Source organism: Candidatus Methylomirabilota bacterium, assembly GCA_028870115.1.
Taxonomy (GTDB): Bacteria; Methylomirabilota; Methylomirabilia; order Methylomirabilales; family Methylomirabilaceae; genus Methylomirabilis.
The window spans coordinates 1-22,238 of sequence record JAGWQH010000105.1 but is presented as its reverse complement, the minus strand read 5'-3'; the positions used below and the strand labels follow the sequence as shown (position 1 = coordinate 22,238).

Below are 22,238 nucleotides of genomic sequence, written 5' to 3'. Positions count from 1 at the left end.
AGATGGGCGAACTGCGAGGTGCGGGGTACGAAGTAAATTCTCCTTCAGCCCCAGACATCCCCCCTTTTGCAAAGGGCGGTGCGGGGGGATGTGGGATAGGGGGATGTCTGGAAAAGGAGTGGCTGGTCCTGGGCGCTCTGCTCGTCTGGGTGCTTTTCGTCTTCTACTCGCATCTGGGCATACCCCTCAGAGGCGACGAGGGGATGTACGCGGCCATTGCGCGAAGGATGGTTCGGACCGGGGACTGGCTGCAGCTTGTCTACGAGGGACGTCCCTATGTGAACAAACCCCCACTGCATTTCTGGCTTATGGCGCTGTCCCTTGTCCTGTGGGGGCCGACTGAGTTTGCCATTCGATTTCCATCAGCGACCTTCGGGATCGGGCTGGTGTTCCTCGTGTACTTTAGTGGAAAGCTGCTGTTCGACCGACGGCTTGGCGTAATTGCGGCGCTTATCACGACCACTACGCTTGCCGCTGTCTGGCATGCTCATCAAGCGAGATTCGATGTCGAGCTTGCCTTTTGGATGAATCTCGCATTCTTCGCCTTTTATGTGGCCTATCGCGGAGGCGGGCGTCGGCTCAGCTATCTGTGTTTCGCCTTCCTGTCGATGGCCCTGGCAACCATCTTGAAGGGCCCCGTAGGTTTCCTGCTGCCGGCAGTTGCGGCGTTCGGCTTTGTGGTGCTGACACGGCGATCCAGGGTCCTCGCAGAAATTCCGTACCTGCTGGTTGGCCTGGCAATCTTTCTGCTGGTTACCGTGCCCTATTATCTGGAGTTAGGCGATGAGTTTAACCGGCACTTTTTTGTCGACGAGAATCTGACCCGCGTCGTCCATGCGCCAAACTCACCGTTTTTCTACCTCGTCATGATCTTTGCGGTTTTCTTTCCCTGGAGCCTCTTTCTCCCATGTGTAAGTCTGTATCTCTGGAGATCGCATGTTCGTCCTCTTGGCGAAGCGGACCTGCTGCTTCGCGTCTGGTTCATCGGATTTTTCGTGCTCTTGAGCCTGCCGGCAGGGAAGGCCGAGCGGTTTCTCGTATATCTTATCCCGCCCTTTGCCCTGTTGATGGCCCGATACTGGGACCATCTCTTTCGGTATGCAAATACCCTGTCGTCGACGGAGACCCGCCTGCTCCGGGTTACGGCCTGCCTTCTGGGTCTGGTTGGCGCGTTGGGCTTGTTTATTGGCCCAAGGCTCATTCAGCTGCGATTTCTCATGCCTGGTGATTTCTGGTCTATCCCGTTTGCACTGCTTTTAGGTATCGGGTGCATAGCTGTCCTCTACACCGCCTGCAGGTGTCAACCGCCGGCTATCTTTTCGAGCGTGGTGGCGGTCGCCATCGCGATGACTATCGGTCTGGTTCAGTACTTTTATCCTACGCTTGCCAGACACGAATCTGCAAAGGTCATTGCCGAGCAGATCAGCGCGGTTGTGGGTGACGCCCCTCTGGTGATTTATCACCCGGGGCGGTCGTTTGGTGAGGATATCCTGTATTATCTGGATCGACCATCGCCGGTGCCGGAACTTCAGACCCCGGACGAGATCTACGCGGCCTTTGAGGCCGGGCCGCAGATCTTCGGTCTTCTGAGCAAAAGCAGCTTCGAGGAGCTTGAACGCCGAGGCAACCTCCCGATCATGCGTCTTGCGAATCATTCGTATCGCCAGCGGGACTTTGTCCTGGTGAAGAATCGGGCGCGGTCATGATGACCTTTTGAGGGAGTATGGAGTTCCATGTCAAGCAACCTCAGACTTCAGGAAAAGGCGAAGGCGATACGTCTGCTCATAACGGACGTGGATGGCGTCCTGACTGACGGACGCATCTTCTACAGTGCTGAGGGGGTGGAGAGTCAGGCATTCTTCGTGAGGGACGGCCTGGGTCTTCGCATGGCCCAACAAGCGGGGTTACTGACGGCGATCCTGACGGGGCGCGTGTCGAGGGCGGTTACCCACCGTGCGAAGGAGTTGGGTATTTCTGAGATCCACCAAGGAGCCCTGAACAAGCTCGAAGTGTACGAGATACTCCTTCAGCGGTATGGCCTGACCGATGAGGCGGCGGCGTATGTCGGTGATGATCTGAACGACCTACCGTTGCTCGGTCGGGCCGGCCTCTCTGCGGCGCCGGCTGATGCTCATCCGGAGGTGAGGGCGCAGGTTGCCTTTGTGACGACGCAGGCCGGCGGCTGCGGCGCGGTCCGGGAGGTAATCGACCTGATTCTGAAGGCTCAGGGTCGATGGGAAGAGTTCATCGGACGATGAGAGCGAGTTTCCAGGGGAGGCGGCCGGGCTACGGCTTTTTCTTGACAAGCGGGAGAGGTGTGTTACAGTGACCCGTCGAAGGCGAGGGGACGCTGTTCGCCGGCTCGCCGTCGGAGTAACAGAGCGGATTTTATAGAAGGGGAGGAGGACCGATTCATGCCCAAGCTGTATCTGTTCACGTCGGAATCGGTGACGGAAGGTCACCCCGACAAGATCGCCGACCAGATCTCTGATGCCGTACTTGACGCCATCTTCACGCAGGACCCTTATGGCCGGGTGGCCTGTGAAACGCTGGTCACGACGGGCTTGGCCTTTGTGGCCGGGGAGATTTCTACCAAGTGTTATGTGGACATCCCAAGGGTGGTTCGCGAAACGATCAGGGACATCGGTTATACGAGGGCGAAATACGGCTTTGATTACGAGACCTGCGGCGTGATCAACGCTATTCAGGAGCAGTCCCCTGACATCGCGTTGGGGGTGGATATCCAGGGGGCGGGAGATCAGGGGTTGATGTTCGGGTATGCCAGCGATGAGACACCAGAATTGATGCCGATGCCGATCATGCTGGCCCACAAGCTGGCCAGGCGCCTGGCCGAGGTTCGGCGTACGGAGATCCTGGATTACCTTCGGCCGGATGGCAAATCGCAGGTCACGGTCGAATATCTTGATGGGAAGCCGAATCGAATCGATACGGTCGTCATCTCTACCCAGCACAGCGCTGAGGTTCCGTTAAAGCAGATCCGGGAAGATGTCATTGAGCAGGTGATTCTTCCGATTCTCCCCAAGGCGTTGGTGGACTTGGATTCGATTACCTATCACATCAATCCTACCGGCCGCTTTGTCATCGGTGGTCCGCACGGCGACACGGGGCTCACCGGCCGGAAGTTGATCGCGGATACCTATGGCGGTGTCGGGAGCCACGGAGGTGGCGCCTTCTCCGGGAAGGACCCGACGAAGGTCGATCGATCTGGGGCGTACAATGCCAGGTATATTGCAAAGAATTTCGTGGCGGCCGGCTTAGCGAAGAAATGTGAGGTTCAACTGGCCTATGCGATCGGCGTCGCCGACCCGGTGTCGGTGTTGGTCGATACGAAGGGAACAGGGGCGATACCGGATGAGGAGTTGATGAAAATGGTCCGGACGCACTTTGAGCTGACCCCGGCCGGGATGATCAAGGCACTCGATCTTCGGCGTCCGATCTATAAGCAGACTGCGGCCTATGGCCATTTCGGCCGCACAGAACCTGATTTTACGTGGGAACGAACCGACAAGGCCGAGGAACTGAAAAAAGAGGCCGGCCGGCTGGGAGCTGGGAGCATAGACGAGCGGTCAGCTATCAGCGATCAGCATTCAGCAAAAGACACTCTTGGCTGACCGCTGACCGCTGATAGCTGTATTTAGGGCTGGAACAGCCCGAGGCTGAGTACGGCGTTTAGAATCGGGTTGTTCTACAGTCGTTAGGCGTTCTTACAATTCTCTCATTTTAAATAGTTGCTGCCCCTCTGAAGGTCCCCTCAAAACCTCCGAAGCAAGCTGCGAGGTATCATCTTCTGTTCTGGCCAGTCATTCTGTGCTTGACACGCCTGCCCCGTACTGGATACGGGGGAATCTAGTCGGGCCCTCTGGATATCGGCTTTCGCCGGTATGACGAACTTACGGCAGCAAGCCGCGGGGAATGAACCCCCAGCGGATTCAAAGGGATAGGATTCTAGAGGCAATCCAATTGCTGATTAATAACGATAATGATCCGGCTTATAGGGACCTTCTGGAGAGACTCCGATATATTGAGCCTGCTTGGGATTCAACCGGGTCAGCTTGATTCCCAGTTTTTGCAAATGTAGTCGAGCGACTTCCTCATCTAACTTTTTAGGTAAGGTGTACACACCTATGGGTCGTGGATTGTTCCAAAGATCGATTTGGGCCAAGGTTTGGTTCGTAAATGAATTCGACATGACGAAACTGGGATGACCCGTGGCACAACCCAGGTTGACAAGACGTCCTGCAGCCAGAAGATAGAGGTTATTCCCATTGGGAAGTACATATTTATCTACCTGGGGCTTGATGTTGACGTGTTGTACACCCGGAAGGGATTTCAACCCGGCCACATCGATTTCGCTGTCGAAATGCCCGATATTGCAAATGATGCTTTCCCCTTTCATCATCACCATGTGATCTACGGTAATGACATCCACGTTACCGGTGGCGGTGACAAAAATATTTCCCACCTTGGCGGCATCTTCCATAACGGTGACTTCAAAGCCCTCCATCGCCGCTTGTAGAGCGTTAATGGGATCAATCTCAGTGACGATAACGCGGGCCCCGTAACTGCGCATGCTATGCGCGCAACCCTTGCCCACGTCTCCGTAGCCGGCCACGACTACTACCTTACCTGCGATCATCACATCGGTGGCGCGCTTGATACCGTCGGCCAATGACTCTCGGCATCCGTACAGATTATCGAACTTGCTCTTGGTGACACTGTCGTTCACATTAATGGCCGGCACCAAAAGTTCCCCTTTTTCCATCATCTGGTATAAACGATGGACGCCGGTGGTGGTTTCCTCCGAAACCCCTTTCCAATCTTTGATCATGCGGGTCCACATACCAGGATGGGACTTCAAGGTCTTTTTCAACAAGTTGAGAATACAACCTTCCTCTTCGTTTGCCGGTTTTCGATCCAGGAAAGACGCGTCGTTTTCGGCTTTAACTCCCCAATGAATGAGCAGAGTGGCATCGCCACCATCATCCACAATGAGCTGGGGTCCCAGGACCTCACCGTGTTTGCCGGGGTGAACCAGCGCGTTAAAAGTACAGTCCCAATATTCTTCCAAGGTTTCACCTTTCCAGGCGAATACGGGAACTCCAGCCACGGCAATGGCTGCCGCTGCATGGTCTTGGGTTGAAAAGATATTGCAAGAGGCCCAGCGAACATCAGCACCCAGGTCGACCAGGGTTTCGATCAACACGGCTGTTTGAATGGTCATATGCAGCGAACCGGTGACCCGGACGCCTTTGAGGGATTTCAATTTCCCGTACTTTTCACGCACCGCCATCAGGCCGGGCATTTCTTTTTCAGCAATTTCAATTTCTTTGCGACCAAAATCGGCCAAGGACAAATCTGCCACTTTAAAATCAGGCAAAGAGGATACGTTTTTTTCTGTTAACGTCGGCATGTTCATGTCCTTTTTATAAAGAGTGCGAGGCGCCCCTATTTAGCCCTCCCGACCGCGCGGAACGCGGTGAGGGGAATTTCATTTGTTTGATTTTTTTGATAAGGTATTGCTTCTGACGTGGAAAGTATAAGCAGCAACGGACTTGTGGTCAAGGCAATATTGGCCCCAAAATGTAGGGTGCGGTCATGCGGGCGGGGGATGGGCGCGAACGTCATCGTGACCGAGATCGATCTGCAGATCGCAGCGTTGAAGCTTGCGTCCATGGGGGTCCGGATCGATACGCTGACTTCTGAGCAGCGACAGTACCTGGAATCCTGGAGTATGGGGACGTAGCCTCCGACCGCGTCATTGCGAAGGAGCGCAGCGTCCGAAGCAATCCTACCGCTCTTCGCAGCCTCAAGAACGCTGAGTTTGCTGCGCTCCATTTAGTCGCTCGCAATGACAGATGCGCTAACTCTTCACCGTGAGTACGGAGCTGAGGCCGGCAGCAGTGAAGAGAGCATTGGGAAGCCAGGCCGAGACCAGCGGAGGCAGAACGCCGCCACGCCCCAAGGAAATGCTGAAGGAGTTGAGAATCGAGTAACAGACGGCGACCACCACGCAGGCGCCCGTCCAGGCCATCACGCCTCGCTTGCCGGTACGAAGGGCGAATGCGATCCCTATCAGGGCCATCACAAGATTCGTGAATGCCGTAGAGCCCTTTGCTGCTAGGTCTACCTGATACCGTATAGAGTTCACTCCAGTTTTGGCCAGTCGTTCAATATACTCTCGAAGGTCCGAAGAGGTCATCTCCTCAGATTCCCGCACCACCCGGGCGAGATCCGTGGGTTTTTCTTCCAGATTCAGTGTGAGGTTCGTGAAATGATCGACTCGATAGGCTCCATCAGGCCTGGTCCATGAAATGTTGCCGTCCCGAAGCCACCACTGTCCGCCTTGCCATCTGGCCTCCTTTGCATCGATCCTTCTCAGCAGTCTGAAATCCGGCGAGAGTTCAAAGAGTGTGAATCCTTGGACAGTACTCGATGCCGCATCCAACAGCGAGATGTGTAAGAACCGGTTACCCTTAGCCCGGTACCAGATATCGTTGTTCTTAGTACGCTGGAAGGGGGAGACCTTCTGTACCTTGACCCGATATGTGTCCAGCGCGCGCTCGTTCATTCGAGGGATAATTGACTCGCCAAGAATTAAGGCCGCAAGGCTCACCATGAGACCGAGGACCAAGAGCGGAACAACAATACGGAAGGAGCTCAGGCGGCCCATCTTCATGGCGAGCAATTCATTGTTCCGAGCCATTTTTCCAAGGCTGAACAGGGCGGCAAGCAGCACTGCTATCGGCATGACCTGGAACCCGAACCATGGCAGCCTATGAAAATAATATTGGATCACCACCATGCCGGACACGTCAAGGAAGCGGGATAGGCGGTCGAACAGATCCACGATGGCGGAAAGCGCGAGGAAAACCGCCAGCGAGAAGACGAATGTTCTCAGAAACTCTCTTGCAAGGTAACGATCCAGGATTCGCATAAAAGTATGCAGGAATCAGCGTTCAGTCGCGATGTAGGGCGCTGCGCGCTACGCCCTTCGGGACAGGGCAAGCGCTTTCCCCAATGTTTTGGATACTTATGATTCTACGGTTTTCTGCCGTGAGGTGGCCCGCGTAAAGTATACCATCAGAGTCCGCATGGCCAATCGAATCTTAACGGGTAGAACGGCCTCGCGACCCTCCATAAGAACCAGGCTGATTGCGATGATACCGAGGGTGAGGTTCGGGAACCATACGCCGATGGCGGGCTCGATTGCCCCGCGCGATCCCAGACTCTCGCCGGTCGCCAGCAGGATATAGTAGAACACGGCAAAGGCCACGCTGAGGGCAAGGCTGACGCCGCGGCTGGCCTTCTTGATGCGAATCGCGAGCGGGGCGCCTATCGCGCTCAGAATGAGGCAGGCAATTGGGAGAGCAAATTTCTTGTGCAGTTCTACCTGCAGCGACCAAGCTTTATCCCCAGTCTTGTTCAGTCGTGTAATCTCCGCTCGCAGTTCCTCAAGATTCATCTCCTTACCCTGCCTGACTCGCCCTACCGTCTCAGCAAGGGTACCGCCGGCCAGGATCTGTAGATCGTAGGTTTCAAAATCGAGATTTCGATACCGGGTTGGATTGTCGTGGGAGCTGACGTGGAGAGTTCCCTTCGATAATTGGAGCCCGATCGGTGCCTCCGTCTCATCATTCTTGTTGAGCAGTTTTCCCTCTCGAGCGATGATCAGATGCTGATCGGCCTGGCCTCTTTGATCGATGACCAGGATGCCTTGGAGTGTCCCGTCCCGTTTCTCCGAGCGATTCACGTAGATCGCAAGCCCCGGGTACTCGGTGTTGAATACCCCCTCATCGAGGGCTGTGAGCGCTTGGGTGTGGTAGAGCTGGTAAGTCAACGTCTTGAAGGCCCTTGTACTGTTGGGCTGAACCAGGGTACTGATCCAAAGGGTGGCGAGCGTGGCAACGATTCCGAAGAAAACCCCAGGCGCCATAAGGCGGTACAAACTGAGGCCGCTTGTTTTAAGGACGATCGCTTCTCCCTCGGACGAGACGCGGCCATACGTGGACAGGACCGCCAACAACACGGACATCGGAATCGTAACCGTTAGAGAAAAAGGAAGGATATACAAGACGAGACGCAGGACGACTCCAACGGGCGCCCCTTTATTGATGATCAGATCCATTAGGCGCATCATCTGGTCCATCAGCAGTACGAAGGTAAAGGTGCCGAGTCCGAGCGCGAAGGCGGCCGCCATCTCTCTCAGCAGATGCCGATCGATCAGACAGAAAAAGCGCAACCGCCCGGTGAAAACGGTTGTCCCGTTGATATGAGGGGTAGGGTGCGAAGTGCGCGGTGCGCGGTGCGAATGTTGCATCCTATTAATTGTAGTGAAGAGACCTCATCAAGTAAATATAATTCGCTTGATATAGCCTTGGAGAGGCTGTTATAAAGGCGCGTATAACAGAGTGTTGAGAGCGCGGAGGTTCCTGAATGGGGATCGTAGTAGCCATCATCGGTACCGTCATGTTGGCGGTGACGTTCATTGTGATGATGAAAAAATCCACTCGAGAAGGCGTGGGCGCCTGGCTTGTGGAAACGCCTCTTCGCGTCTGGTGGCTCCCGTGTCTCATGCTCGCGTATTACAGTATGGTGAGTGCGGCGGTCGATCAGTGGGACTTTACTCTTTTTGCGCTATTGGCGGGATATTTTGGATTACCGACGTTGCTACTCTACCTGACCGGGCCGAAATCTGACGATACATGTACCGGAAGCGACTTGGTGATTAATTTTGCCGTCGTGCTGTGGATCTGGTTGCTGATTGAGTTGAAGATTGTGAACACGAATTGGCTTCGCGTGCAAATCGGCAGCACGCGGCCTACCGCTCTGCCGTTAGGCGTGTACGCGGCCATTATTTATGCGCTTATTGTCCTTTCTGGATGGAGAAGATGTGACCTGAAGTGTGATCTGTCTTTTAAAAAGTCGGACTTGCCCCCGATGGTAGCAACCTTTGGGGTTCTAAGCGTCACGCTGTTGTTGATTACACTGTCTACCGGGCTGACCACATTGGGGATCGCCAAGGCGGTGAGACTCAATCCTCTTGGATTACCTCTCATCATCGCTGTCCCGATAGCGGTATTTGTCGCTGTCCCGATGATCTTCGTCAGTATCGGAGTGGTCGAAGAAATACTTTTTCGTGGCGCGATTCAGAATCTTCTCCGGCATCGTCTGAAGCCGATCGGTGCGTTGGTTATTGCGTCAGCGGTGTTCGGGCTAGCGCATGTGAATAAGAGGGCGCTGGGATATGACGTTCCGAACTGGCCTTACGCCGGGGTGGCCACTATTGCCGGCTTAGGATATGGGTTTGTGTTCTGGAAAACCAGTTCTATCACAGCATCTGCTACGGTCCATGCAATGGTAGACGCGATGTGGATCCTCTTTCTCAGGGGTGGTAAATGAATACGCGGGCCCCCAGGTAGAGCAGGAGACTGCTTCTTTCTCTGCATGGATTGAGGATCGCTCACAGCCCATGCGCCGTCCGCTCGTACCGCTGGTTATTGCGTTTCTTCTGGGCATTATGGCCGTACGCCTGCTGCAGTGTCCGGCGCCCATCTGGTTATTCACCGGAGTTGCAGCCGCCGCCCTCGCCCTGTTGAGTGCCGCGTATCGGCGACTTCGCGTCGCCAGCGCCTTCCTGCTGCTCCTGTTCTTTTCCCTCGGCGCGGGGCGCCTCGGAGTCGAGCCCTACCTCCTTCCCCCACATCACATCGATCGTTTACCCGAAGAGGTCCTGGAGCAGCCGCTTCTGATCGAGGGAGTTGTGGCCTCGCCGGGCGATTCCGTAGCCGTCGATGCCGGAGGCGTCGAGGATGAAGCGAGGCGGGTCCGGATCGTTCTCGACCTGCGAACCATGTGGCTGGCTGGGCGGGAGATCGAGGTCATCGGGCGCGCGCGTCTGACTCTTCCTGGCTCCGAGATCGTTCCTGCCTATGGGGAGCGCATTCGCGGACAGTTCAAGCTTCGCAGGCCGCGAGGATACCTTAATCCGGGCGGGTTCGACTACCCGCTCTATCTCAGGAGTCAGGGTGTGACCCTCGAAGGGTGGGCGGGCGAAGCCTCTCCTATCGAGCGGCGAGGAACAGGCGGAGGGAGCGGGCCGCTTGCTTTTACATATGCGCTCCGCGATCGAATGATTCAGGCGGTGAACAGCCTATTGCCGCCCGAGCAGGCCTCTCTTCTCGTTGCTATGACACTCGGTGAGCGATCCGATATCCCGCGGCGGATCACCGAGGCTTTTGCGGGGTCCGGCACGTATCACATTCTGGCCATCTCCGGCCTCAACGTGAGCATCCTCGCCGGCGCGCTGTTTTTTCTTTTGAAGGCAGTCCGTGTCCCGCTGCGCCCGAGCGCGCTGATCTCGATGGGTCTTATCACCTTTTATGCTGCCCTCGCTGGCGGGAGCGCGTCGGTGGTCAGGGCGGCAGTGATGGCTGATGTATACCTGCTGGGACTGATCCTCGATCGGGAGGCCGATTCGCTCAACACCCTTGCCCTCTCCGCCTTCTGGCTCCTCCTGTGGCAACCACTGTTTCTGTTCGATGTCGGATTTCAGCTTACCTTTGTCGCCACGGGGGCGATCCTGGTGGCGGTCGATCGGCTGCCGTTGGCTTCACTATCGGTACCCTGGCGATGGGTTGCCACGCCCGTATTGCTGTCTGTCGCCGCGTTCCTCGGGACAGCCCCGATTCTCGCCTCCACCTTCCATCGGATCTCGCCTATCGGCATCCTGGCCAACCTCCCGATTGTGCCGTTGAGCGGTCTGCTCACAGGGGCAGGGATGCTGTTTGCCGTGTTGGCGACGGTCATTCCCGGCTCTCTCGGATGGCTTGCCACACTCATGAGATGGCTGATCGATCTGCTGACATTCCTTGCCGGATGGTTCGCGGGGCTACCTTTTGCCTCGATCCAGCTTTTCTCTCCGTCTATACCGATGGCCATCTGCTACTATCTGGCGTTAGGAGCCGCGATGGCGGCCATGGGACGCCGGTGGCTCCGATGGACTGCGTGCGCGGCCGCCCTTGCCTTCGTCGTCCTGATCGGTGTCCGCCTGCTGCCCATCTTTCAGAACGGCCAACTACGGATGACTGTTCTGGATATCGGACAAGGCGATGCGATTGTCCTGGAGCTTCCCGGAAAGCGAGCTATTCTGATCGACGGCGGCGGGCTGTTCGATGATCGGTTCGATGTCGGAGAGCAGGTGGTGGTTCCGTTCCTGCTATCCCGCTGGATTGGCCACCTGGATGTCGTGGTCCTGTCGCATCCGCATCCGGATCACCTGAACGGCTTGCAGGCCGTCCTCCGCCATTTTCCGATTGGCCAGGTCTGGGATAGCGGGCAGCGGGCCGCCATACCGACCTATCTGTGGTTTGAAGAGGTATTGCGCGACAGGCGAATCCCCCACAAGATCCTCGAGGCCGGCTATCAGACATCGGAGTTCGCCCCGGTACAGATCGCCGTGCTGCACCCGTCGAATCCGATGCTCTATGGCTCGCCTCGCGGCCGGTTCTCTGATGTGAACAGCAACTCTCTGGTCCTGACCGTGAAGTACGGCAAGGTGACGTTTCTCTTGCCCGGTGATATTGAACAGGAGGCGGAACAACTGCTGCTTGAGCGGGGAGCCGATCTTGCAGCGCAGGTGTTGAAGGTGCCTCACCATGGCGGCAGGACCAGCAGCAGCGAACCGTTTCTGACGCATGTCCATCCGAGGGTCGCGGTAGTCTCTGCCGGTTATCGGAACCGGTTCCGACATCCCCACCAGGAGACGTTGGACCGGTACCGCACGAACGGCGTCAATCTGTACAGGACCGACCTGGACGGCGCCGTCACCGTCACGAGCGATGGGAATACGGTCAACGTGGCGACCTTTCGACAGTCGAATCGGTAGCTCCGTTTGAGATTTTATTTTTCCGTTGACAGGTCCGGGAAGTCTGATGTACAGTAACAACCTGTGTTGTTTTGTGACTCATTTGTACGAGTTCGGAAGCACAGTAGCGAAGAAGGCGAGGCATGGAGGAGACAACTCATAGTTCACGCGCATTGCTAGCCGTCAAGGAACCCGTGCACAATTGTCCTGAATCGTCGCAACCCGTTCTTCCCTCCCAAGCCCATAAGTACAGAACCCTTCGAGTTGTCCTTATCAAACCATCGCAATTCGATGATGGCGGGTACGTGATCCGCTTTTGGAAGGGCGTACTGCCCAGCAACACGCTCAGTGTACTCCGGGGCTTGACTGAAGATGTCGACAAACGCCGCGTTCTGGGCGACATCGCCATTCAGCTCGATACCTTTGATGAGGTAGCGGAAAAGGTCCCTGTCAAGCAGATCGTCAAATGGAGTCGCCACCTTCACACCAAACTCGTAGTATGTCTGGTAGGGGTTCAAACCCCCCAGTTCCCAAGGGCGCTCGATCTGGGCAAGCAGTTCCGCGCGCATGGGATTGACGTCATCATGGGAGGATTCCATACCAGTGGAACCATCAATATCCTCGGCGACCAGGAACCGGACATTCAGGAACTCTATCGGGAGTCGATCGTAGTCGTAGCCGGTGAGGTTGAAGGACATTGGGGGGGGATACTGGCCGATGTTCTCAACGGACAACTGAAACCCCTTTACTCCTTCGCTGAAGATCTCAAGAACCTGGTCGACATCGAAAAGGCCCCTCTCCCCGTGACCAGTCCCAAGACGATGAAGCATTTTGCCAGGCCCAACTTCGGGACCGTGGAAACTTCCAGAGGCTGTCCATTTTCATGCTCCTTCTGCACCATCATCAACGTGCAGGGTCGAATGATGCGGGAGCGCTCTCCGGAGGCGATCGCAGAACTTATCCGAAGAAATTACTTGGAGCGTGGCATCAACTACTACTTCCTCACGGACGACAATTTTGCTCGTAAGAAGTTGTGGCGCGAGACCTTTGAAGCAATCATCCGGCTCCGCGAGGAAGGGATTGCCATCTCCTTCATGATGCAGGTGGACCTGGCCCGCAAGCCGAAGGAGTTCGTACGTCTCGCGGCGGAGGCCGGCTGCAGCCAGGTGTTCGTCGGCATGGAGAGCGTGAACCCTGAGAACCTCAAGTCCCAGGGCAAGGGGCAGAACAAGGTCGAGGAGTATGTGAGTGCGGTCCGCGAGTGGCACGATGCCGGCGTGGTCGTCCATGCAGCTTATATCATTGGCCTCCCCTTTGATACGAAGGAGCAGGTAGCCCGCGATATCCAGTATCTCATGGAGGTCATCCAGCCGGATCAGGCCTCCTTCTTTATGCTGACCCCGCTTCCCGGCTCCGAGGATCATCGCGAGATGAAGATGCGTGGGGAATGGATGGACCCCGATCTCAACAAGCGGGATTCTTTCCACGCCACGACCGCACACCCCCATATGACCGCCGAGGAGTGGACCGCCGCGTATCAAGAGGCCTGGAAAGCGTTTTACAGCAAAGAGAATATGGCCAACGTTCTGGCGCGATGGCGGCACAACCCAGTGATATACTGGAATCTCATCATGTTGTATCTGTGGTACAAGAACGCTGCCGTGATCGAGAAGCAGCATCCGATGGTAGCGGGCTTTTTCCGCCTGAAGGACCGGCTGGCACGGAGACCGGGATGTTCGATCGATCCGGTGCCGGTCCATCTCTGGAAGCGTACGAAAGAGGTCTGTCGTCTGTTCGTGGCGTGGGCCCGCTTTCTGAAGGAGATGGAGGAGATATGGCTCCAGACCCGTCCGAGAAGTGAAAGAGAGAAGCGGTTTTTCGACGAGGTTCAGCGGATCCAGGGCGAGATCTGGCAGACCTTGAAGATCGCGGAGTGGCAAAAGGCGTATAGCGATGCCAAGACGGCGCTCCCTGCCAAGGCCCGGGCCCTGCTCGATCCCTTTGAGGAGCTTCCCTCCAAGATGTTACTCAGTCGTCACGACTTGAATACATTCCTGAGGAAGTGGGGAGACCTTCATGGCAAGATCCAGACACTCCATCGCTCATGGATCTGGGGAGAAGGACCTGCCAAGAGATGGTTTGAACATCTTTATGCTCTCCATCGGGATGCTTGGCAAAGTATAAAGGTCCATGAATGGCAAGAAGTCTATTCCGACATCCAGGGAAGGCTCCCGTCACGACTGGATCGGCTCTATGTCAGGTATGATGCCTTGAGTAACCGGATTGTCTGCTCTCGCCAGGATCTCAAAACGTTTTGGATCACAACACGGGAGCACATGAGTGGGATGCGATTCTGGCACATTCAGCCTTCTGCGCTTGCGATCACCTGTTTCAAGGAGCTGCTCCTGACAACGGCGTTCGTTCGGAGCCTCTTCGCATCGATTCGCCGGAAACGGGCAGGAGCATCGTAGTCCTGACCGATGGGTGGCGATCAGATTGGACCTCCGATCAAGGCAAGCGCGGTAACCAGTCTCTTCGCTCGGTGAACGATAAGTAGTTGATCTATCTCTTCTACCGCAGCAGGAGGAAGTGCTACCCATGATGAACCTGCCGGTCACGTCATTTTTGTCTTGACAATGGGGTCCACCTCAGTTAGATTCTCTCTCAAGATTTGCGCATTCGCCCAATGAGGAAGCTGAGTCGCGTTCGTTAGAGGGCACGTCGGTCTCCGTAGTTGGGGGTTATTATACGGTCGGTGTCGGATGGGAACCGCATCGATGTGGTGGTTTCGAGACTAGCTCTCCATGGGTAGTTGCAAGAGTGGCCCCCATGAGATATGATTTACTTGGAGTACCTCGTCGCGTAGTGTGTGTTGTTAAGTAACCACGATTAACCGCTAACCAGTCAAACTAAGGGAGGATTGCAGTGGATCGGGGCGACACAATTTTGTTGTGGCTTGCGGCTGGCGGCCTATTGCTCTTCGTGACGGTCGCCATGGTGATTTCGTTCATGTAGTAGTTCCAGCAGATGCAGCGCCAGGATTACGCGAACTCATAAAATCAGCGGCACCACTCAGTAAGCTGAAGGTTGGAATGTTCGTTTCCAATAACACTGCCGTATTGCTGAGCACTCCCTTATATGGCGCGGAGTCAAGCAATGTTAGCTTGGCAGGTGAGTTCGCGAAGAACCCCTAGCGCCCCTGCTAAGCTTTTGAATTACCAGAACCCGAGTCGCCTATTGATGGGCTGTCGTAGTCGGTCGAAAGACTGAAGGCGCGACCTTTTGATGACTCGGGATTGCAGTTGCGTATTGAGCCGGGCGCGCGTTGCGCCCGGCTCAATCTTCTCACTTCCGAGCGCGGACAACGAGGACAGGTCGATCGGCTGACCGCAGCACATGCTCTACCACTGAGCCCAGGATAAGGTGCTTCATCCCGGAATAGCCATGAGATGCCATCACGATGACGTCCACCTCCTTGGTTGCAGCTTCCTCGCAGATCGCATCATGGACTGATCCGGCGATCTCTACCACACGTACCTCCGTTTTCACCTTTCCCTCTGTGCGAACCTCCTCAGGCACAAGTGCTTCCAGCGAGGAGAACAGCTTTTCCCGGATCTCCGCCCGCTCCTCAGCGAGCGTCTCCCCAGGCGTGGGCTGAGAGTAGAGCGGGTCCGGCATCCCGGACACATCAACCGTACACAAAAGGATGACAGTGCCGCCCCGTTCTGCCAAGATAGCATAGGCATGGGGGATGGCGGTGTTTCCGAGGGGTGAAAGATCTGTAGTTACCAGTACTTTCTGATACTTTGGTATCATGGTACTTCACCTCCCTGCGTTAAGTGGATCCTACTACCGTCCGTTCACTGATATTGAAAACATCGCTCTCACGGCGTTCTAGTGCGTCTTCCACTCACGGTAGTCTAGATGCCTAAAATTTAACTGTCGTCGGGTATCTTGTCAATAGATGAGCAAGTAATTTCGCAAAAAGTAAAAGGAGCGTTTTTGATTCGGAGGGAGGCTGTGCCTGCTACTATTGACCAGCCTGTTCTGTGAGCAGGGCCGCATAGCCCTCGCGGAAGGTCGGATAGCGGAAGACATAGCCGGAGGCGAGAAGCTTGGCGTTGTGACAACGCTTGTTGGCGGGATGTCGGGGCGTCCGAGCCCCGGATGATTCACTCGGCCGCGTCGGGGGCACGCCAAGCGTTTTGGCCAGCCAGTCAAGGAGCACCGCCAGCGTGGTCGGTTCGTGATCGACTCCAAGGTAGATGGGGTCCGGGCTCGGGAGCATCATCAGATGGCGCAGGGCTCCGGCAGCATCATCCCGGTGGATACGATTAAAATAGACGGGCGACTCATCATCCCATGCGATCTGGCCTCGACGCACCTGCTCGATCAGCGATGCGCGGCCTGGACCATAGAGACCGCCCAAGCGTAATACAGTGGCCGGGAACGGACCATCCAGCAGCAGCCGTTCGCCTTCGAGAAGGCGCATCCCGCCGAACTCATTTGGTTGGGTAGGGGACGTTTCGTTCACCCAGGCCCCAGAGAACTCCCCGTACACCCCTGTACTCGATGTCAGGAAGACACGTCCGGAATGCGCCTCCTGGGAGGCGAGCGCGTTGAGCAGGTTGTTGAGTCCTTCCACATAGACCGCTCGATAGGCCGCTTCGTCATGGGTATCGGGCGCTGCGGTGTAGAAGATATAGTCGAAGGCCCGCGGTAGCCTCTGAAGCGTATCCGGCGAGGTCAGGTCTGCCGTGACTGGACGAATATCCGGCGGAAGTGTTTCGGGGTGACGACGCAGTCCCCAGACGGTATGTTTCTCAGCCGCGAGTAGCGAGCCCAGCGCCGTACCGATATACCCGCAGCCCGCGATCAATATGTTCGCCATGTTCCATCTCGAGAGGTTGTCAGTTCACAGTACCCTGGTTACACTGTGCCGATTGTGCAGGTAGCGGAATCTCCAGGCCGAGTGCTAGCGCCCAAGCAAGTGTCGAAGTGCACCTTCGAGATCAGGATAGAGGAAGCAATATCCTGTGGCCAGGAGCTGGGTAGGTTGGACGCGCTGGCTGGCCAGGAGCAGTTCGTCCGCCAGTTGGCCAAAGACGAGATGCGCTGCGGCAGCAGGCATCGGAAAGATCGTGAATCGACCAATCACCCGCCCCAGCGTATGCGTGAATTCCCGGTTAGTGACGGGATTCGGCGTAACCGCATTGACCGGACCCTGGAGTGTTTCTGTCGTCAGTGCGTGCAGGACCACACCTAACACATCGTCCAAGGTGATCCAGCTTACATATTGTCGCCCCGTTCCAAGTACTCCACCGAGGCCTTTCTTAAACGGCGGGAGGAGCTTGGCCATTGCCCCGCCAGTCGGACTCAGCACCATCCCAAACCGGAGGTGAACAACTCGGATCCCTTTTTGTTCGGCTGACTGGGTCGATGCCTCCCATTCGCGACACACGGAGGCCAAAAAACCGGCGCCCGGCTCGCTCTCTTCGGTGAGCAGCTCATCGCCACGATCGCCGTAGTAGCCGATAGCCGACGCACATACCAACACCTTAGGCGGCTGCTTCAGGCCGACCAGCGCATCGCACAGCAATTTGGTGCCGTCCACCCGGCTGTCGCGGATCTTCGCTTTCTTCTCGGCCGTCCACCGATCGGTTGCGATATTTTCTCCCGCGAGGTGGACGACCCCGTTCAGCCCTTCCAGGCGAGCAGTATCGACGACGCCCGCCTCAGGATCCCACAGGACGTCGGCAAGCCTTGGCTCCGGCTTGACCCGAACCAGGCGGGTGACACGGTGTCCGCTAGCCTCGATGAACGGAACCAGCGCCGACCCCACGAATCCGGTTGACCCTGTGACAAGGATGCGCAACGATGCCATAAATCAACTCTTAGCTATCAGCGATGAGCTGTCAGCCTCTGATAAGGATGGTGCTGATGGCTGACTGCTGATCGCTGATAGCTTTGCCTCAGGCCCCTGTGACGGGATCCCTCAGGCTGAGCAAGACGCCCATGATAAGATACTGCGCGACCCACCCGATCACGCATGCCCCTACCGCCCGCATCGTCGTCGTATAGTCGAGGGCCTTTCTCACTGCAACGATTGTGGCTCCCAGCATCCAGACGGTTGCCAGCCCGGAAACGAAGCCGCCTATTCCGGGGATGACGCCCAGCAGCCTGATCATTCCCGGAGCGCTGGCAAAACTGATCATCCGCACCCCCGCGCCGACGTCAGTTCTGGTCTGCGGCTCCTGGAGCAACCGTGTACCGACCACGCAGGTAAAAAACGCCCAGATATACCACTCAAGCATCGCCTGCAATGTCTTGAGAAAGAAGTCTCCGACCCCGCTCTGAAGGACGATACCGACTCCAGCGGCGAGAGCCGACAGGATCACTACTAGCGCGGCCTGCAGCGGGGCCCGCCGATCGGCCTTAATCTCCTCATAAAGGCTTTCATCCAGCCTGGCAGCCCGAATCACCCGCTCGCCCAGCTCCTTAATCACCGTTCCTCCTTCGCACGAAATGCGTGTTGACGATGCAAACCTATGGTATCCGGGTCAGGGTGTCAACTATTTTCGGAATGGAGGCAGGCGCTCCAGGGCGATCTGCAGTGAGGAACAAACGGGGTAAGCTTTTGGACCTACGACCCCTCAGGGGAGGCTGGATCCTTCAACAGAGAGACCTTCCCGCTGCTGCCATCTATCCTGACCCGGCTCTTGTTCTGGAGCAACAGTGAGGCGTGTTCCAATATCACAGCGGGGACCCCGCTCTCGCGGGCCAGACAGGCGCCGTGCGCAAGAATGCCCCCGGTTTCCATCACCACTCCAGCCGCCCCTCTGAGGTGAAGGAACATACCGAGACTCACCGCCGGCACGACAATGATGTCGTGGGCGTGGCAGCCGTTCCCATTGCTTAGCGAGTCCAGCCTGTCGGGGTCAATAATTCGCACTGTCCCCACCGCTTCACCGGAAGAGACGGGAACGGCTTGAAACTCCTGTGCAACATCCAGTCTTGGCGGCCTGCCGATTTCCTCAAGCGAGCTCTCGAAAATGACCCTCGGCATCCATTTGCGCTTTGAGAACAGTAGCGCGATCTCTCGCTCCTCGCGTCTGACACGGATCTTTTCTCGTGCTTGCGTCAGATCGCTCAGCAATTCCGGCAGTTCAGACGGAAACAGGTAGAAGATCGCATCGGACTCCATATCAAGCTTTTGACTCAAGACCATCAACGCCTGTCGAATGAACGCATACTCTGCAGCTAGGTAAAATTTGATCGACTCGCGAAGCGGCAAGTATCGCTGGGCATACGTCAGCTCTATGAACAGGGTTTGAATGTCAAGCCGACTCGCGCCAAGCCGCGCCATTCGGCTCCGAACCTCTGCCTCATCCCGCTCTCTGCGCTCCACCTGCTGAAGCGATTCCGCTGCAGGGTGATGAATGGTAGCCGCGGCCTTCCTGAGCAGCCGATCGAGGCTCTGGGGGTCGTCAGCCATGCGAGGCATCGCAATCTCCAGTTCGTTCGGAGCGAGGTGGCCATACAATGCAAGGAACTCCTCGCGCAACATCTCCTTTTGCGCAAGCCTCGACAGATCAATCCCTTCTTGACCGATCTTGCTTCGCTCTAACCCATGCATTAGCTTCTCAATTAACCCATCGGCTTCCGGACCAAACCAAACTTGCAATTGCCGCTTCACCCTTTCAGTAAAGAAAAAGCCGAGCCTCGCCGCGATCACGAAGTGCATGGCAGTGTACTGCTTCAGGTGATTCAGGTAGCCCCAGATCTTTACGACAATCTCTTCAGATGAAAGGTCTGTAAGGGCAACTGATCGCTCCCGGGCCAGGTAGTGCTGTAGTCCAGGTTCTATCGCGTCGGCGAATTGTATGTAGGACGCCTTCCCCCACCTCATCATCCCGCTTAAGAATTCGAGGAAACGGTCGTGGTATTTCCGACCCTCATCCGGTCCGAATCTCCTCACAGCCTCATCAAGGGTCAACTCCTGCTGATAGAGCCCGAGCTCCGGGTAGTGGGCCAGGTGCGGTTCGGCCTTTACCCGGTTCAGGCATGCCGTGATATCGAGGGGAAAGCCGACCTGGAACGTCTTCGCATCCAGCTCAAGGTTGAAGTAGGGGTGTCCACAGATCAGCTCGAACAGCCCCTCGGAGGTCTCCTTGCCGAACGTATACCCAAGCCGGCGGCGGCCAAGCTGAATGCCGCCCTCGTCGCTGAAGATCGCCGTGAAGATCCCGAAGCTCATGGGCGTTGGCGTGGGTAGGATCTCGGCGATGTTACCGTCGCTGAAGACTGCTTCGCCGCAGTCGAGTGTCCCCTTTCGTCTCAACTCGGCGATCCTGTCGCGCAGCCGGTCGATCTCCATTCGTCGGTACCGTGCAGCCTTGCGTTCAATCGGGTCGCCGGCAGTCGAGATGGGCCTGGTCTGTAGGATATGTATCCGCCCTCTAGCGACGGCAAACTCGATATCCTGCGGATGGCCGAAGAGCGCCTCCAGGGCGATACCCGCGTCAACAAGGCCGCGAAGTTGGATTGGCGTCAGGCTCGCGCCCTTTTCGGCGATTCGCGCCTCCAGCACCAGGCCCTCCCGATCTACTCGGAACGTGTCGCCCGTTACCCGACCCGACACCAGCGGCTCGCCCAAGCCGCGCACCGAGTTGACCACGCACTCGTCTTGGCTGAAGGTAACCGGGTTGAGGGTGTAGATTACACCCGAGACCTCGGCATCCACCATCTCTTGGACGACAACAGCCATGCCCGGCTTGCTGTCATTCTCCTCCAGGCCTACGTGCTGCCTGTACAAGGCAGTGCGTGGCGCCCTCATAGAGCGTAAGCACTCGGCCACGGCGTGGATCAGCTCCGAATCGGAAGCGACATTGACGCGTGTCGTATAGATGCCGGCAAAGCTGGCGTGGCGGAGGTCCTCCAAGGTCGCCGAGCTTCGCACGGCCACCCGCTGCAATCCCCGCGCCCGATAGGCTGCGACAATCGCCGACTGTAACCGCTTGTCGAGCTCGATCTGTTCGCCGGGCGATCGGATCGCCTCTTCGCAGGCGTCGGTAGGGATGACGAACCCTCTCGGCACCGGGAATCCGGCCCGCATCATTACACCCAGATGCAACGCCTTCCGCCCGACACGGGTCAGATCGCCCTCCCGGACATCCTGAAGATCGATGATGCAGGGCCTCTCCGTCATGCTTCTCAAGCGCTTGACTGCCCGGCCCGCCAGATGCGGAAGCGATCGCGCTGGACCCGCTCGACTTTCCACCTGTACTTCAACTGCTCCCATTCCGGAACAAAGTGTTCCACCACCGCAGCGCCTGGGGAAGCCAGGATCTCGTCGAGCACCTTGCGGTAAAATCTGGTGATATCCCGCATAACCCCATCCGGGTGCTCCCGCCCCGGGATCTTCAGGTAATCGACGCCCGCCTCGACATAGTCCGGCAGTTCGTGGAGGATGAGCGACGGGCTGCTTTTGAGGCCTAGCCGTTTCGCGGGAGACCCATTCGTGGGGTCGAGATCCCATCCGGCCTGGCAGACCCGATGGCAGCTTCCCCCGCGATTGGAACTGCCAAAGCAATGGTCTTTCCCCTCGGAGTCTACCCATCGATCAAAGCGGAGGTAGCTGCTCATCGTACACCGCCCTGGGCAGATGATCCCCTCCTGAAGCGACGTGAAGAGGAAGACCTCGATGCCAACCGGGACCTCGGCCTTGATTGTGCGGATCTGATCGACCTCTACGCCCCATCGATACGAGAGGATGACGAAGTTGGCGCCGATCTCCTGGTAGAATCGGATGTCCTCCCGGTTGCAGACGGCGCACGTCACGCTGGCGTGGATGTCTACGCCGGGGAATCGCTGGCAAAGCTGCCGGATGCACCCGACATCGTTAAGAATGAAGCTCGACAGACCCCAGCCGATGTACTTTTCAACCTTTTGGTACAGGCGGTCGATCTCGTGCGGACCGGGCACGCTGTTCAGCGCAACCTTGACCTCCTGCCCTCTGCTCCGCGCAAACTCGTGGACATCCCGGATCTCCTCATCCTGAAGCTCATCCTCAGGAGGTCGCCGACTCCAGCCCGCGGGGCCCACATAGACGGCATCCGCGCCGGCTTCCAACACGGCGATCGCCATCGCCTGTGTGCCCCCGGGAGCCATCAATTTCACCATCGTATTTGTCCTTCCCTCTTCATTCTTCAGCCTTCAGTCTTGTATCTTTACAGTAGCGTCATGAACAGGTATAGAGTCGTGGTCGAGGATCTAACACATCCGGACGTGACAGACCGCGTCAGTCTTGGTCCGGTGAGACCGTGAGATAGCACGGGTCGTCACGTCCTGTCCC

The 22,238-nt window shown here is 56.9% G+C and carries 15 protein-coding genes; 6 read left to right on the top strand and 9 right to left on the bottom strand.

The window, feature by feature from the left end:
- Positions 1-2 precede the first annotated feature (2 nt).
- From KGL31_13070 to metK, 3 genes are all read left to right on the top strand, one after another.
- Positions 3-1,706: a glycosyltransferase family 39 protein gene (locus KGL31_13070; GenBank protein ID MDE2322820.1), complete on the top strand. Its 1,704-nt coding sequence runs from the start codon at positions 3-5 to the stop codon at positions 1,704-1,706.
- A gap of 27 nt (positions 1,707-1,733) precedes the next feature.
- Complete coding sequence (locus tag KGL31_13065; protein MDE2322819.1) at positions 1,734-2,258, top strand: HAD hydrolase family protein; 525 nt, start codon at positions 1,734-1,736, stop codon at positions 2,256-2,258.
- A gap of 156 nt (positions 2,259-2,414) precedes the next feature.
- Positions 2,415-3,632: a methionine adenosyltransferase gene (gene metK / locus KGL31_13060; GenBank protein MDE2322818.1), complete on the top strand. Its 1,218-nt coding sequence runs from the start codon at positions 2,415-2,417 to the stop codon at positions 3,630-3,632.
- 356 nt (positions 3,633-3,988) lie between these two features.
- Here the strand turns inward: metK and KGL31_13055 are convergent, their stop codons facing one another.
- From KGL31_13055 to KGL31_13045, 3 genes are all read right to left on the bottom strand, one after another.
- Positions 3,989-5,431, bottom strand: a complete 1,443-nt coding sequence (locus KGL31_13055; protein ID MDE2322817.1) for an adenosylhomocysteinase — start codon at positions 5,429-5,431, stop codon at positions 3,989-3,991.
- Between the two features lie 450 nt (positions 5,432-5,881).
- Positions 5,882-6,955, bottom strand: a complete 1,074-nt coding sequence (gene lptG / locus KGL31_13050; protein ID MDE2322816.1) for an LPS export ABC transporter permease LptG — start codon at positions 6,953-6,955, stop codon at positions 5,882-5,884.
- A gap of 96 nt (positions 6,956-7,051) precedes the next feature.
- A complete protein-coding gene (locus tag KGL31_13045; protein ID MDE2322815.1) occupies positions 7,052-8,260 on the bottom strand; it encodes an LptF/LptG family permease in 1,209 nt (402 codons plus the stop codon).
- A 194-nt stretch (positions 8,261-8,454) separates the two neighbouring features.
- Here KGL31_13045 and KGL31_13040 point away from each other — a divergent pair, with 194 nt between their 5' ends.
- From KGL31_13040 to KGL31_13030, 3 genes are all read left to right on the top strand, one after another.
- The gene (locus KGL31_13040) at positions 8,455-9,420 is read left to right on the top strand and encodes a CPBP family intramembrane metalloprotease (GenBank protein MDE2322814.1); all 966 of its coding nucleotides are present in this window, start codon (positions 8,455-8,457) and stop codon (positions 9,418-9,420) included.
- Between the two features lie 70 nt (positions 9,421-9,490).
- A complete protein-coding gene (locus tag KGL31_13035) occupies positions 9,491-11,905 on the top strand; it encodes a DNA internalization-related competence protein ComEC/Rec2 (GenBank protein MDE2322813.1) in 2,415 nt (804 codons plus the stop codon).
- A gap of 284 nt (positions 11,906-12,189) precedes the next feature.
- Positions 12,190-14,355: a radical SAM protein gene (locus KGL31_13030; GenBank protein ID MDE2322812.1), complete on the top strand. Its 2,166-nt coding sequence runs from the start codon at positions 12,190-12,192 to the stop codon at positions 14,353-14,355.
- A gap of 874 nt (positions 14,356-15,229) precedes the next feature.
- Here KGL31_13030 and KGL31_13025 read toward each other — a convergent pair.
- From KGL31_13025 to KGL31_13000, 6 genes are all read right to left on the bottom strand, one after another.
- Positions 15,230-15,700 carry a universal stress protein gene (locus KGL31_13025; protein MDE2322811.1) on the bottom strand — a complete coding sequence of 157 codons (471 nt, stop codon included), beginning with the start codon at positions 15,698-15,700 and terminating at the stop codon, positions 15,230-15,232.
- A 214-nt stretch (positions 15,701-15,914) separates the two neighbouring features.
- Positions 15,915-16,775 carry an SDR family oxidoreductase gene (locus KGL31_13020; GenBank protein ID MDE2322810.1) on the bottom strand — a complete coding sequence of 287 codons (861 nt, stop codon included), beginning with the start codon at positions 16,773-16,775 and terminating at the stop codon, positions 15,915-15,917.
- An 84-nt stretch (positions 16,776-16,859) separates the two neighbouring features.
- A complete protein-coding gene (locus tag KGL31_13015) occupies positions 16,860-17,768 on the bottom strand; it encodes a TIGR01777 family oxidoreductase (GenBank protein MDE2322809.1) in 909 nt (302 codons plus the stop codon).
- Between the two features lie 88 nt (positions 17,769-17,856).
- Entirely contained in the window at positions 17,857-18,387 is a 531-nt protein-coding gene (locus KGL31_13010; GenBank protein ID MDE2322808.1) for a hypothetical protein, read from the bottom strand.
- 140 nt (positions 18,388-18,527) lie between these two features.
- Entirely contained in the window at positions 18,528-21,092 is a 2,565-nt protein-coding gene (locus KGL31_13005) for a hypothetical protein (GenBank protein MDE2322807.1), read from the bottom strand.
- 5 nt (positions 21,093-21,097) lie between these two features.
- Complete coding sequence (locus tag KGL31_13000; protein MDE2322806.1) at positions 21,098-22,066, bottom strand: U32 family peptidase; 969 nt, start codon at positions 22,064-22,066, stop codon at positions 21,098-21,100.
- Positions 22,067-22,238: the final 172 nt, after the last annotated feature.

Excerpts from the sequence above, each read along its gene's own strand:
- metK (MDE2322818.1), top strand. The coding sequence starts at position 2,415 with ATGCCCAAGCTGTATCTGTTCACGTCGGAATCGGTGACGGAAGGTCAC.
- KGL31_13040 (MDE2322814.1), top strand. The coding sequence starts at position 8,455 with ATGGGGATCGTAGTAGCCATCATCGGTACCGTCATGTTGGCGGTGACG.
- KGL31_13005 (MDE2322807.1), bottom strand. The coding sequence starts at position 21,092 with ATGACGGAGAGGCCCTGCATCATCGATCTTCAGGATGTCCGGGAGGGC.
- KGL31_13020 (MDE2322810.1), bottom strand. The coding sequence starts at position 16,775 with ATGGCGAACATATTGATCGCGGGCTGCGGGTATATCGGTACGGCGCTG.
- lptG (MDE2322816.1), bottom strand. The coding sequence starts at position 6,955 with ATGCGAATCCTGGATCGTTACCTTGCAAGAGAGTTTCTGAGAACATTC.
- KGL31_13035 (MDE2322813.1), top strand. The coding sequence starts at position 9,491 with ATGCGCCGTCCGCTCGTACCGCTGGTTATTGCGTTTCTTCTGGGCATT.
- KGL31_13055 (MDE2322817.1), bottom strand. The coding sequence starts at position 5,431 with ATGCCGACGTTAACAGAAAAAAACGTATCCTCTTTGCCTGATTTTAAA.
- KGL31_13025 (MDE2322811.1), bottom strand. The coding sequence starts at position 15,700 with ATGATACCAAAGTATCAGAAAGTACTGGTAACTACAGATCTTTCACCC.
- KGL31_13065 (MDE2322819.1), top strand. The coding sequence starts at position 1,734 with ATGTCAAGCAACCTCAGACTTCAGGAAAAGGCGAAGGCGATACGTCTG.
- KGL31_13000 (MDE2322806.1), bottom strand. The coding sequence starts at position 22,066 with ATGGTGAAATTGATGGCTCCCGGGGGCACACAGGCGATGGCGATCGCC.
- KGL31_13070 (MDE2322820.1), top strand. The coding sequence starts at position 3 with ATGGGCGAACTGCGAGGTGCGGGGTACGAAGTAAATTCTCCTTCAGCC.
- KGL31_13015 (MDE2322809.1), bottom strand. The coding sequence starts at position 17,768 with ATGGCATCGTTGCGCATCCTTGTCACAGGGTCAACCGGATTCGTGGGG.